Origin of the sequence: Methanolacinia paynteri (assembly GCF_000784355.1) — an archaeon.
GTDB classification, from domain to species: domain Archaea; phylum Halobacteriota; class Methanomicrobia; order Methanomicrobiales; family Methanomicrobiaceae; genus Methanolacinia; species Methanolacinia paynteri.
Map to the genome: position 1 here is coordinate 114,551 of NZ_KN360940.1, position 12,480 is coordinate 127,030.

At 49.0% G+C, this 12,480-nt stretch carries 13 protein-coding genes and 1 tRNA gene; 8 read left to right on the plus strand and 6 right to left on the minus strand.

Annotation, left to right across the window (positions count from 1 at the left end):
- From METPAY_RS11520 to METPAY_RS11535, 6 genes are all read left to right on the plus strand, one after another.
- The coding region (locus METPAY_RS11520; protein WP_245611640.1) for a hypothetical protein at window positions 1-391 on the plus strand (391 nt) is incomplete at its 5' end.
- A gap of 245 nt (window positions 392-636) precedes the next feature.
- Window positions 637-711 carry a hypothetical protein gene (locus tag METPAY_RS14775; protein WP_084600866.1) on the plus strand — a complete coding sequence of 25 codons (75 nt, stop codon included), beginning with the start codon at window positions 637-639 and terminating at the stop codon, window positions 709-711.
- Window positions 712-714: 3 nt separating this feature from the next.
- On the plus strand, window positions 715-1,053 hold the full coding sequence (locus METPAY_RS11525) for a carboxymuconolactone decarboxylase family protein (protein WP_048152699.1): 339 nt from the start codon (window positions 715-717) through the stop codon (window positions 1,051-1,053).
- Between the two features lie 35 nt (window positions 1,054-1,088).
- Window positions 1,089-1,745: a peroxiredoxin gene (locus METPAY_RS11530; protein ID WP_048152700.1), complete on the plus strand. Its 657-nt coding sequence runs from the start codon at window positions 1,089-1,091 to the stop codon at window positions 1,743-1,745.
- Between the two features lie 651 nt (window positions 1,746-2,396).
- Window positions 2,397-2,651 (plus strand): AlbA family DNA-binding domain-containing protein, encoded by a 255-nt coding sequence (locus tag METPAY_RS15545; protein WP_245611641.1) that lies wholly within the window; start codon window positions 2,397-2,399, stop codon window positions 2,649-2,651.
- Complete coding sequence (locus METPAY_RS11535; protein ID WP_245611642.1) at window positions 2,575-3,684, plus strand: ATP-binding protein; 1,110 nt, start codon at window positions 2,575-2,577, stop codon at window positions 3,682-3,684. The genes METPAY_RS15545 and METPAY_RS11535 overlap by 77 nt, the downstream gene beginning before the upstream one ends.
- A 113-nt stretch (window positions 3,685-3,797) precedes the next feature.
- Here the strand turns inward: METPAY_RS11535 and METPAY_RS11540 are convergent, their stop codons facing one another.
- Window positions 3,798-4,688: a DMT family transporter gene (locus METPAY_RS11540; RefSeq protein ID WP_245611643.1), complete on the minus strand. Its 891-nt coding sequence runs from the start codon at window positions 4,686-4,688 to the stop codon at window positions 3,798-3,800.
- Between the two features lie 131 nt (window positions 4,689-4,819).
- Between METPAY_RS11540 and METPAY_RS11545 the strand changes: the two genes are divergently transcribed.
- Window positions 4,820-5,698 carry a LysR family transcriptional regulator gene (locus tag METPAY_RS11545; protein ID WP_211251534.1) on the plus strand — a complete coding sequence of 293 codons (879 nt, stop codon included), beginning with the start codon at window positions 4,820-4,822 and terminating at the stop codon, window positions 5,696-5,698.
- Window positions 5,699-6,083: 385 nt separating this feature from the next.
- Here the strand turns inward: METPAY_RS11545 and METPAY_RS11550 are convergent, their stop codons facing one another.
- From METPAY_RS11550 to METPAY_RS11570, 5 genes are all read right to left on the minus strand, one after another.
- The gene (locus METPAY_RS11550; RefSeq protein WP_048152703.1) at window positions 6,084-6,914 is read right to left on the minus strand and encodes an ArdC family protein; all 831 of its coding nucleotides are present in this window, start codon (window positions 6,912-6,914) and stop codon (window positions 6,084-6,086) included.
- Window positions 6,914-7,162 (minus strand): hypothetical protein, encoded by a 249-nt coding sequence (locus METPAY_RS11555; protein WP_048152704.1) that lies wholly within the window; start codon window positions 7,160-7,162, stop codon window positions 6,914-6,916. Before METPAY_RS11555 ends, METPAY_RS11550 begins: the two co-directional genes overlap by 1 nt.
- Window positions 7,163-7,626: 464 nt before the next feature.
- Window positions 7,627-7,711: transfer RNA gene (locus tag METPAY_RS11560), tRNA-Leu, on the minus strand.
- 154 nt (window positions 7,712-7,865) lie between these two features.
- A complete protein-coding gene (locus tag METPAY_RS11565; protein WP_048152705.1) occupies window positions 7,866-9,710 on the minus strand; it encodes an AMP-binding protein in 1,845 nt (614 codons plus the stop codon).
- A gap of 85 nt (window positions 9,711-9,795) precedes the next feature.
- Window positions 9,796-11,664 (minus strand): AMP-binding protein, encoded by a 1,869-nt coding sequence (locus METPAY_RS11570; protein WP_048152706.1) that lies wholly within the window; start codon window positions 11,662-11,664, stop codon window positions 9,796-9,798.
- 208 nt (window positions 11,665-11,872) lie between these two features.
- Here METPAY_RS11570 and METPAY_RS11575 point away from each other — a divergent pair, with 208 nt between their 5' ends.
- Window positions 11,873-12,427 carry a TATA-box-binding protein gene (locus tag METPAY_RS11575; protein ID WP_048152707.1) on the plus strand — a complete coding sequence of 185 codons (555 nt, stop codon included), beginning with the start codon at window positions 11,873-11,875 and terminating at the stop codon, window positions 12,425-12,427.
- The last annotated feature ends 53 nt before the right edge of the window (window positions 12,428-12,480 follow it).

The following is a 12,480-nucleotide window of genomic DNA, read 5'->3' on the forward strand; positions in this document are numbered from 1 at the left end:
TCCCTTCGGCTGCACCGCTTATACCCTGAGTGGTGTGTCGCATAACGGGGTCGAGATCAACCGCGAGAGTTATACCGCGAAGATCGTCTTCGAGGATAATGCGGCAGAAAAGGTCGGAACTCTTTCCGTCAAGTGCCCCACTGTCTCTTCAATGAACAGTGCTGCCGGCGCAATCCTCGCAGACGCGGATCTTGCCGTTGCCGTTGGCGGTGATCCCGTCCGCGATGCAGACAGCGATACTTATTCCTGCCAGCTCAAGTGCCATGACGCAAACAGCGAGACCTACTATGTCACTTTCAGTCGTGACAAGGTCAGGGTCAGTTCCTACGAGGACGACGCCATCCTGACCGTTGTCGAGACCTGGGCCGACACTGTGGCCGCTCTTGCCTGAACAGAATTTCGAACACCGGGGAGGGAGACTCTTTTCGACTCCCTTTCCGGGGATTAAAAAAATAAATCTTCTAAATTTAGATAATTATCCATCCGGCTTTTTCGTTATCAATTTCAATATGAATTATAAGGGCAATTATCCAAACTGCCGCAAATCCTCTTAAAAACCTTCAATTCTCTAAATCTGGTTTTTTAACATAACAATTAAATAGAATGTTCCTTAATCAAAATCTGAGGTAGAAAGTTATAACTGAAGTAAAAAAGGTGAAGGCAGGCGAACTGGTCTGCTGCGGTGAACCAATGACTCTTCAGGAGGAATGAAAAATGTCAGGAATAAAAGATTTGGAAAAAAAGATTGGAAAGGTGCCTGTAATATTCAAAGAGCTTGCAGAGACAGACCCCGAGCTTCATGACAAGATACTGTCGCTTGATAATATGATCTGGGCAGACGGGGCACTTTCAAAACAGACGAAGAAAGTGATTGCGATCTCTATTGCAGCAGCGCTTCGTGATGAACATGCTGTCTACGCCCAGATGGCAGGAGCAAAGAAACTCGGTGTAAAGAAAGAGGAGATCGAGGAAGGTCTTCGGGTTGCTTTCATTCTCTCGGGAATGCCTGCATATGTCTATGGCAAAACAAAACTCGAAGAGGCCTATAGGTAAGAATTATTATAATGTATGAAGATGGAGGTAGTATCATGTACGAAGAAGCAGACAACGAAAAAATCCCAAGAATGCCTGTTCTCGGAGAAAAAGCTCCTGATTTTCAGGCAGTAACAACCCACGGTCCACTGAACCTTTCCGATCTTGAAGGTTCCTGGGTCATCCTGTTCTCCCATCCTGCAGACTTTACCCCGGTATGTACTACAGAGTTTATTGCCTTTTCAGAGATTTACGATGACTTAAGGGCATTAAATACGAATCTCATCGGCCTCTCGATAGACAGTGTCCACTCGCATCTTGCATGGGTGAGAAATGTCAGGGAAAAGATGGGTGTAGAGATCAAGTTCCCGATAATTGCCGATCTTGATATGAAGGTCGCAGGGTTATACGGGATGGTTCATCCGGGACAGAGCACCACTGCGGCGGTAAGAGCTGTATTCTTTATCGATCCACTGGGAATTCTCAGGGGAATGCTGTACTACCCGCTTTCAAACGGCAGGAACATGCAGGAGATACTGAGATTATTGAAGGCTTTCCAGACCAGCGACGAGCATCATGTTGCAACACCTGCCAACTGGCAGCCGGGCGACAAGGTCATAATCCCGGCACCTTCAAACCAGGAAGAGATGGAAAAGAGGCTCTCTGAAGGCTACGATTGCAAGGAATTCTATCTCTGTTTCAAAGACATCTAACCCCCATCTTTAAAATTCCCTAATTTAGGGATTTTTCCTGAATTAACCCACTAATTATTCATTTTTAGCAGAGCCAAATAGAAGCCCTCAAATTTTTCAGACGATGTTTACCCCTTCCGGGCATGAAATAATCCATTCTGAGGCTTCTGTGTGGACCCAAAAAATGGTGATCCGGGCTTTTTTTGGATATATTTAAGATTTGCTGTAATTTCAATCGCAATATCCGTGACTGTCCCGGTCTGAAAAAACGAGAACAGTCAGATTTTAACAAAGATCCATAATGCCCGCATAACAGATTCATTATTGCAGAAATCGTAATAGTACATTACCGGGAAAAGCTATTTCAGGTTTTATCCTCCCCGAAGATTTCTCCCCGTCGGCAAGTGCCGACAGTAATCTCCTGACAGGATCTTCCTGCTGGGTCGCCAACTGGGTCGGTAACTGAGTCGGTAACTGGGTCGGTAACTGGGTCGGTAACTGGGTCGGTAACTGGGTCGGTAACTGGGTCGGTGGCAGGGCATCCAGGCCGTAACAATAAAAAAGAAAATCCTATTCATCACACTATCTACCGTTCACTACTGTTCACTTCAAAAATGGAACAGTAACTTACCTGCCGTTACATTTCTCTACAAATGTGGTGCAACAGTAACCATGGATCTGGAGGAGCTCATCTATCTGATACAATCCGGAGAATCCGAAGTCCTTGAATTCAGGGAATCGGCAGGGAAGAATATCCACCACGAGATCGCCGCCTTTGCCAACTCCGACGGCGGAAAGATAATCGTCGGAGTATCGGATACGGGAAAGATCGTCGGTACAGATGTAAAAGATGCGATCGAGAAGGTTACAAACCCGGTTCAGTCGGTACTCCTCCGCAATAAAGGCACAGAAGATATCGGTAGATGACAAAGACCTCCTCGTAATCACCGTCGACAAAAGTTCCAACCTCTGCTCGATTGGCGGAATCGTATATATCAGAACAGGCACAGGAGTCAGACCCCTCTCACTCCAGGAGATTGTAATGCTCTCATCGGAGATGGGAACCATCAACTGGGACGAGATCTCCATGCTCCCGAAGGAAGACGCCCGCTCCGATTACATCGACTGGTTCTTTGAGAGGGTGAAAGAAACCAGAGGGAAAACAATCGCAGACGACAACAGATCCAGATACCTCAGGAGTGCCGGGGCTATAAGAAACGACAAACTCACAAACGCAGGAATATTGTTCTTCACTGAAGCCACCGGGAATATCGCCTATGCGAAGATAAGAAGGGTGGGCATGAGTGAAGACGGGCCCATGTGGAGCGAGGAGTATGAAGGGCCGGCTTGGAAGGTTATCGAAGAGGCATACGAGAACCTGATGAGAGAGATCAAAAAGATCGACGTAGTGGCAGGGACAAGAAGAATAAAAGTCGAGGAATATCCCCCGCGGGCGATTCGTGAAGCCCTCATAAACGCCGTCTGCCATAGGAACTATACGATCAGTGCGGATGTGAAGATCCTCGTATATCCTGACAGGTTCGAGATAAAAAATCCCGGCGGCCTCATGCCCGGAGTGGATATCAAAGATCCCGAACACATCCCGAGAAATCCGTCATTGTCAAACCTCCTCTATGATTCGGGCTACATCGAAAGATACGGATTCGGAATAAAGATGATCGAAGAGGAGGTTGAGAACCACCCGATGTGCTCGGTTGAATTTAAGCCGGGCCCCTCCACATTTTCAGTGATATTCAAAAAAGTGCTGTCTTCATCAATTGACGATACGGACAATCAGATCCTCAAGATTATAAATGTTCCAATGAAGAGCGGAGATATCGCAGCGAGACTGAAGATCTCCAAAAATACGGTTCTCAGGAGGATCGAAAAACTGGAAAAGCTCGGTCTCGCCGAGAAGAAAGGTTCGGGTTCACATACATATTATACAATAAAGAAGTAAATGGTCAATCCCTCGCGGAGCATGCCCGGCCGGTATAAAAAAAGAGAATTCATTCTTCCCCACCCCAGTGAGATATTGGAGAATGGTCCCTCAGATTCCGGGGTGGCTGAGATTTAAACTTCAGCTTTATTATCCCCGATTAATTTCCTGTTTCTAAATAGTTCCCCAAACGCAGCCCCGCCAATAATCAGCACAGCACCGATCTCCTGAAGGGAACTCAGGCACTCCCCCAAGACTATAGCCGACAGAACCACTGCCGATAGCGGTTCGAGATATCCGCATATCGCTACAGTCTGAACAGGCAGTCCACCGATAGACGAGAAATACAGATAGCAGCCAAAACCGGTATTTACGACCCCCAAAATAAGGAGTGGTAAAATGCTCTCCGCAGGTATCGAGATCGGAATTCCCTGAGTAATCAAAGTGAATACGGCAACAGTAACGAAACTCGTCGATAACTGAAAGAGAGAATTTTCAAGACCTTGTATCTTCGTCGCCTTTTTGTTGAAGATGAGCATCACCGCATACATGACGGCGGACATTATTCCGCAAAGAAGTCCGAAAGACAATCCGGCGTCCGATATGAAAGGACTGTTCACACAGATCATGCCAATAAAAACGCTGATGAATCCAAGTATTATTGAAATGTGTATCTTTTCACGGAAGATAATCGGAGATACCAGCATCACAATAACCGGGCCGCAATAATAGGCAAGTGAGGCAATACCGACACCTACCTGGTTATAGGCTTCAAAAAGGAACATCCAGCTGATACCCATCGCAATTCCCGAAATGACGATATAGAAAAAGTCCTGCGGATATCTACGGACATGCACCTCTCCATGCAGGGATAGGAAAATCAGAAGCAGAAATAAAGAACCAGTCAGTGTACGCAGCAGAACAATTTCATTGCTGTTTAAGGAGATGTAACTCGCCACAATACCGTTGGAGCCGAACAGCAGTAATGCGGCTATGTATTTGAAGTAATTACTGTTCAGGTACAATTTCAGCTATCTCCGCCCGATTTTCACATTAGTTTTTTGATGATGTGTCCCAGTAATATCTTATTATTACAATATCAAATATGTCTCATAGATATCATGACATAATCGGATAATTGGCGGAGGACAGAAACGTGAATATACAAAAATATCTTGCATTTGTTAAAACGGTGGAATGCGGGAGCTTTACCAAAGCTGCAAAAATCATGGGTTATTCCCAGTCGGGAATAAGTCGTATGATCAACGATCTGGAAACAGAATGGAATATTTCACTTCTTGAGCGTGGACGTTCCGGAGGAAATCTCACTTCCGACGGTCTTAAACTTCTGCCTTATGTCGAAAGCGTATGCACCGAATATCAGAATCTTCAGACACAAATAAATGAATTAAAAGGACTCCAGTCGGGATTGATTAGAATCGGAACTTTTTCCAGTGTGGCTACACACTGGCTGCCGCGTATCATTAAAGAATTTCAGAAAAAGTATCCTGATATTGAGTACGAGCTTTTACTCGGGGATTATACAGAGATTGAAAAGTGGATTCTTGAGGGACGTGTGGACTGCGGTTTTATCAGGCTTCCTACAAATCCCAACCTTGAGACGATCTTTTTAGAGCGGGACCAGTTAAAAGTGGTACTTCCCGAAAACCACCCGCTGGCGGACTGTGTTCATTTTCCTGTTGAAGCATTATGCAATGATCCGTTTATGCTTCTGGAAAAAGGAGCAAAAGCTGAGATTTCAGAAATTTTTGAACGACATAATATTTCACCAAAGGTTCATTTCATAACCTGGGACGATTACGCCGTTATGTCAATGGTTGAAAGCGGACTTGGAATCAGCATTCTGCCTGAACTGATTTTGCAGAGGATACCTTACCATGTTGTTGTCAGGGAACTCGATGTCCCCGCCTATCGCGACATTGGTCTTGCTATGAAAGATATGAAATCCGCATCACTTGCAGTCAGGCGTTTTCTGGAATATCTGCCATACAGAAATAATCAGGATATGAAATAAGAAAGGAGCTCAATTGCGTTTTAGAGATTAAGTTAGAAAAATGTGTAAAAGTCATCACAAAATAAGTTGCAAAAATGTGTAAGAGATGCACATAATATACAATACAGAAGGAAATACAACCCCGCGGAGCATGCCCGGCCATGGGCCGGTGATGCGGAGCGGGGGCACACCACACACAGCCGGCAGGGGCCGAGACGAAAAGTCGAGGTTCCTGCGGGCGTAACACAAACCAGCTCAACCGGAGAAAAACAAGGCCGGTGTTGCGAAGCTCGCCGGAATCCGAATGGGTTCCGGCATTGAGCATGAACTTGTTTCATGCGAAGCACTTACTCGAAGAGTTAGTGCGAGAGCGAGCAATCCCGGCCGGTACACAAAAAAAGAGAATTCATTCCTCCCCGCCCCCGGTGAGGAAGTCGGCCGCCCGCTGTGCATCGCCCGCGGCCCGGATTACATCGACGGCCGTGCCGTTCCGGATGTGCCGGAGCCACCCCGCGACATAGGCCGCCTGGTTGTCGATGACGGGCATATCGATCCCGGTCATCGCACACAGGAAGGCAGACCCCATCTCGGCCGTCAGCTCCTCACGCGAATACCGTTCGCTCCCGAATCGGATCGGCCCGGTTATCCCCGGACGCTTCAACCGGGATTCGTGCCCGGTCCAGTGAGTCAATTCATGGAAGTAGGTCGAGTAGTATTCTTCCGGAGATTCGAACCGCTCCATATCGGGCATGTGGATGATATCCGGAGTTGGGAGATAAGCCGGCGGTCCCTGCGTGACTTTCGGGCAGTTCCTTTCGATTACTTCATCGCAGGACGTGATCGCCCGGATCTCGCCGACCTCCTCCTTCTCGATCCCTTCGCACTGCGAGAGGTTGAAGACCCAGTAATACCTGACAAGCGGCTTTTCCCGTTGAGACATCACGAGGACCTCGTCGCCCTGGTCATTCACAATCGGCCTTGCCTCTTCGAAGGACCAGAAGACAACAAGCCCGGATGCCTTCTCGCCTTTTCGTACATACCCGCCGAGCTGCTTGATCTGCCGGTACGTCCCCCACCATTCATGCCCGGAGAGCAGGAGACGATTAATGCCCCGGTAGGGCCTTCCCGTCAGGAGGTTGCACGGTGATAAGTTCTTCCACGACTGATGCCAGGGGATCGTTCCGGAGGAAAGAGAGGAGATGATCCTTTCCCGGACCATCTCGTAGACATTCACCATCAGCAAACACCCCTTGCCCTTGCGGTGTAGCAGTTGTCATCGGCCTGGGCCCGGCGAACACATTCATCGTATCCGTGCTTCTCAACCTCGTCGCGGTAGTGTTCACGGATGTAATCTCCACGCCGGCGGAGGTCTTCGGCCTCGTAGAGCATCGAGTGTGCCCTTCGTTCAAGCTCGATTGCACGCTCATCGAGGAGTGCAATGTCTTCAAGGGCCTGCAGAGGAATCGCGTCACTCAGCCGGGACATTTCAGTCCACCTCGGCGGGCAGGTCAGCGAAAAGCTGATATGTTTTCTGGTCGAAATCGATACTTAGCTCGACGAGAGCTGTAAGGGCAGCCAACTTTTGCGGGGAAGCTGCCCCGTTTCTATTCATTTTTGTAGTCATTTAGATCTACCTCAGCCGGTGCTCAACCGCGACCGACTGAATGCGGGGGTAAAACGGCAAACGGAGTATGGCTGTCGCTCATCAGAGCGACCGGCTTACCCGTTTGACGGAGACCCGCGTTTGCAAGAGGAGGTTTACAGTGCCGTGCAGGGGAGCGACGAAAAGAATTGAGGAGCGGATTCGCACGGCTGTTTGGGCGGTTATTCAATAGAGGCTTTCGGGCGGTTTTTTCCTGGGACAAGATTTCCAGATGTGAGATTTCAACTTAGAATTTTTTTATAGAAATGTAAACATCTGCCTTTTAAGAATCTCGAAAAAGTAAAAGTGCGAGAGGCAGGATTCGAACCTGCGAACTTCTACAAGATCAGGCCCTGAACCTGACGCCTTTGACCAAGCTCGGCAACTCTCGCTTTCAATATGATTTTGTTTTTTTTCAGTTATAAGGGTGCACTAGTAACCTATTTATGTAATAGGCCCTGAACCTAGCGCCTTTGGCCAAGCTCGGCAACCCTCGCACCGATATTCCTCTATGTTATTGTTGTTCCTTTAAAATAAAGATTGGTTTTAGTCTTCCGCTTCCCTGAGATGCTTCTTCTCCTTTTCGCGAAGTTCGTTCCTCCGGATCTTGCCGGAAATCGTCTTCGGGAGTTCCTCGACGAATTCTATCTCTCTTGGGTACTTATACGGTGCAGTCACGGTCTTGACATGCTTCTGGATGTCGCGGACGAGTTTTTCGGACGGCTCGAATCCTCCTTTGAGGACAACAAAAGCCTTTACGATCATGCCCCTTATCGGGTCGGGAGTGCCGATAACCGCGGACTCCTGGACGGCGGGGTGTTCGAGAAGCGCCGATTCGACCTCGAACGGACCGATCCTGTACCCCGAACTCTTTATGACATCATCGTCGCGGCCGACGAACCAGAAGTATCCGTCGTCGTCCATGTATGCCTTGTCGCCGGTATAATAAAATCCGCCGTAGAAAGATTCGGCGGTTGTCTCCGGACTTCCGAGGTACTCGACGAACATCCCGACAGGCCTCGGGTTCGTTCTTACCGCAATCCGCCCCACATCTCCGGTCGGGACAGGTTTTCCGTCCTCGTCGTGAAGCTCGATATGCCAGCCGGGGGAGGGTTTGCCCATCGAACCCGGCTTCACTTTCATCGTAGGGAATGTGCCGAGAACAAGAGTCAGTTCCGTTTGGCCGTAACCTTCGTAGATCTTAAGGCCGGTTCCCTCCTCCCAGATCTTGATGACCTCAGGGTTCAACGGCTCGCCGGCACTCACGCAGTGGCGAAGAGCAGTCAGGTCGAACTTATCGAGATCCGCCATTATCAGCATACGGTATATCGTCGGCGGACAGCAGAATGTTGTAACCCCATACTTCTCAAGAACAGGCAGAACCTCGGTCGCGTTGAACTTCCCGCGGGAATCATACACCACGCTGCAGCATCCCTGGATCCACGGACCGAAGAACTTGCCCCATGAAGATTTCGCCCAGCCTGTGTCGGAGATCGTCAGGTGAATGTCGTTCTTCTTCAGGTCGAGCCAGTACGCACCGGTGGTGATGTGGCCTATTGGCAATGCATGGTTGTGAAGAACCATCTTTGCCTCGCCGGTCGTCCCGGATGTAAAGTATATGACCATCGGGTCCGAGGAGCGGGTCTTTTCGAGGCCGCTTACCGCGAGTTTGCTCGAAACCGGGGCGGGATAATCGAGCTCAACGAGGTAACTGACCCAGCCCTCCATGTCTCCATTGACGACAAGCCTGGACTTGAGAGACTGACACTGGCTGCATATCTGGTTGATCTTCGGGGCGTTCTCCATGTCGGTTACGATCATCTTGATATTCGCGGCGTTGATCCTGTAGACAAGATCCTTTGTCGTCAGCATCGTCGGGCACGGGACGAAGATCGCACCAAGTTTGATGCATGCAATCGCAAAGAACCACCATTCAGGGACACGGTGGAGCATAATCGCCACCAGATCGCCTTTCTTGATCCCGTATTTGAGCAGCATGTTCGCCGCCTCGTTCGAACGGTTCCTCAGATCGCGGAAGGTGAATATCTTCTCCTCGCCGGCCAGGTTGGACCATATCATCGCGATCTTATTCCTGTCGATCTTCGCCCAGGCATCGATTACATCGAAACCGAAGTTAAAAAAGTCCGGGACTGTGACATGGAAATTATTATACAGATCATCATAATCTGTTACATTAGGAATATTTTCAGGAATCCTGTCCCGCAGGGAGAGCAGATCGGACAGTCCCTGGCCGTCCGGAAGAACGCTCTCGTCCGCCGAATTCAGGCAGGAGCGGCCGATCCATTCGGAACGTGATATCCCTTTTTTTTCAGACAGTTCGTCGATTTTTCCGACGAGACCATCATCCATTGTTACGGAGAAGCGCACCATATCAATAAAATTTATGGTGCATAGTATTTAGGTTTAATCAGTCTGACGCACCAGAACAGCAAAAATTGAATTGGAAAAAAGAAGTTTATTCACTTTTCTTGAATGTCTTGAGCTCCCTGTCCCTCAGTTCGTTCCTTTTGATCTTTCCGGAGAGGGTCTTGGGCAGTTCATCGACAAATTCGATCGCTCTTGGGTATTTGTACGGTGCCGTCACTGTCTTAACGTATTTCTGGATGTCCCTCACGAGATCTTCCGACGGTGTGTATCCTTTGTTGAGTACGACAAACGCCTTGACGATAAGACCGCGTATCCTGTCGGGAGATCCTACGACGGCTGACTCCTGGACAGCAGGGTGCTCGAGGAGAGCTGATTCGACCTCAAACGGACCAATCCTGTAGCCCGAACTCTTTATAACATCGTCGTTGCGGCCGACAAACCAGAAATATCCGTCCTCGTCCCTGTACGCCTTATCGCCGGTATAATAAAATCCGTTCCGGAAAGATTCCGCGTTCGCCTCGGGGTTGTCGATATACTCGACGACAAGCCCAACCGGCCTCGGGTTGAGAGAGATGGCAATCCTTCCTTCCTCGTGAATTCCGACAGGTTTCCCGTCGTCATCGTGAAGCTCGATATGCCATCCGGGGGAGGGTTTGCCCATCGAACCCGGTTTGTTCCTGATGCAGGGGAACGACGAGATCGCACAGCATGTCTCAGTCTGCCCGTATCCTTCATAGATTGTGCAGCCCGTTCCCTCCTTCCAGACCTTGATGACCTCCGGGTTCAGCGGTTCGCCGGCACTGGTGCAATGACGGAGCTCGCGGAGATCGAACTTGCTCAGGTCTGCAAGAATGAGCATCCTGTATACGGTCGGCGGTGCACAGAAGCTCGTCACCTCGTATTTTTCTATAAACGGAAGCAGTTTCGTGGCCTCGAAATGCCCCCTTACGTCGATGATGAGCTGGCAGGCGCCTGCAATCCACTGGCCGAAGATCTTGCCCCAGGCACATTTCGCCCAGCCGGTGTCTGAGTATGTAAAGTGGACGTCGTTCGGGGTCAGGTCGTGCCACAGTTCGGCTGTCACCCTGTGCCCGAGAGGATATGCATTATTATGAAGAACCATCTTCGGCTCGCCGGTAGTCCCGGATGTGAAATAGATCAGCATCGGGTCGTCGGCATATGTGGTGAAACTTTCCGGCATGCTGACCGATTTGTGGGAAACCGGTGCAGGATAGAGCAGTTCGAGAGGATAACTCGCCCAGCCTTCGAGCTCGCCGTCGACTACGAATCTCGAACGAAGAGACGGACACTCCTTGCAGATCTCATTGATCTTCGGAGCATTCTCGAGATCGGTGATGACCATCTTGAACTTTCCTACATTTATCCTGTACCTGAGGTCCTTTGGTGTAAGAAGAACAGGGCACGGGCAGACGACCGCACCGAGTTTGATAATTCCTATGACGAAGATCCACCACTCGGGGATACGTGGCAGCATTATAAGAATGCGGTCCCCTTTGTTGATATCGTATTTCAGGAGAATATTCGCCGCCTGGTTAGAGAGATTCTTCAGGTCGCGGAACGAGTACTTCTTCTCGCTGCCCAGGGTATTCACCCAGATCATAGCGAGTTTGTTTCTCTCCCTGTCGGCCCACTGATCTATGACATCATACCCGAAGTTGAATTTCTCGGGGACTTCGATCCTGAAATTTTTGTATGCATAGTCGTAGTCGGTCATATTCTGCGGCTTGTAGCGTATATCAAGACCCAGATCACCATTTACAGGACCGATATTATTCCTGACACGATCGATCTCGGTCTCCGGGATTCTCCAAAGCCGGCCGACTTTCATACCTTTCATTGTACCGTCACGCAGCCATGCATGAACAGTTCTCGTCTCAACTCTGAGCCTGTCTGCAACCTCCTGCGGGGTGTAGAAAGGAGCCTTTGACGTACTCATACATCAATGTTAGTTAAAATCACCTATAATCTTTTTCAGATCCGGGAACATACATCATTCAACAAAACTTCCGACAAACAGGCACATCGCGTACACGCGGACAGTGTATGAAAATGAGCGAACAGCCGACCGCCAACCGATCCCACAAGACAAAATCCCGACCCGGATTAGTTAGTCTTATGGTCAAATGCCCTAATATGAATAAGAGATGTCTGATAACAAATACAAGAATTTGAAGATAGAAAATATCGTAGCATCCGGTGTGATTGCCGATTCCATAGATCTCGAGGATATCGCAGAAAAAATTGACAACTGCGAACTCAATAAGAAGAAGTTCCCGGGCGCGGTCTTCAGGATTGAAAACCCGAAGGTTGCCGTATTGGTTTTTTCATCGGGAAAGATCGTAATGACAGGAATCAGGAGAGAAGAAGACCTCAAGCTCGGCCTCGACTACCTCATGAAGGAACTGAAAGCGGCCGGAGTTTCAACATTCGATGTACCCGACGTTGCGATAACGAACATGGTCTGCTCCTACGATACCGAAAAGCAGATCAACCTCAACAGGATCGTAGTCGCCCTGAATCTTGAAAACATCGAATACGAGCCCGAGCAGTTCCCGGGACTCGTATACCGTCTCGACGATCCCAAGATTGTAGCACTTCTCTTCTCATCAGGAAAGGTCATCCTTACGGGCGGAAGAAACCTCGACGATGTCAGGGCAGGACTCGACAAACTCGAAAAACAGCTGGAAAGCATACTCTGATTTCAATTTAATTAAATTCATTCAGACTTTTTTCTTTGAAGTTAAATTTCCTG

Excerpts from the sequence above, each read along its gene's own strand:
- METPAY_RS11535 (WP_245611642.1), top strand. The coding sequence starts at position 2,575 with ATGCGATCGAGAAGGTTACAAACCCGGTTCAGTCGGTACTCCTCCGCA.
- METPAY_RS11570 (WP_048152706.1), bottom strand. The coding sequence starts at position 11,664 with ATGAGTACGTCAAAGGCTCCTTTCTACACCCCGCAGGAGGTTGCAGAC.
- METPAY_RS11565 (WP_048152705.1), bottom strand. The coding sequence starts at position 9,710 with ATGGTGCGCTTCTCCGTAACAATGGATGATGGTCTCGTCGGAAAAATC.
- METPAY_RS11550 (WP_048152703.1), bottom strand. The coding sequence starts at position 6,914 with ATGGTGAATGTCTACGAGATGGTCCGGGAAAGGATCATCTCCTCTCTT.
- METPAY_RS11525 (WP_048152699.1), top strand. The coding sequence starts at position 715 with ATGTCAGGAATAAAAGATTTGGAAAAAAAGATTGGAAAGGTGCCTGTA.
- METPAY_RS15545 (WP_245611641.1), top strand. The coding sequence starts at position 2,397 with ATGGATCTGGAGGAGCTCATCTATCTGATACAATCCGGAGAATCCGAA.
- METPAY_RS11555 (WP_048152704.1), bottom strand. The coding sequence starts at position 7,162 with ATGTCCCGGCTGAGTGACGCGATTCCTCTGCAGGCCCTTGAAGACATT.
- METPAY_RS11575 (WP_048152707.1), top strand. The coding sequence starts at position 11,873 with ATGTCTGATAACAAATACAAGAATTTGAAGATAGAAAATATCGTAGCA.
- METPAY_RS11530 (WP_048152700.1), top strand. The coding sequence starts at position 1,089 with ATGTACGAAGAAGCAGACAACGAAAAAATCCCAAGAATGCCTGTTCTC.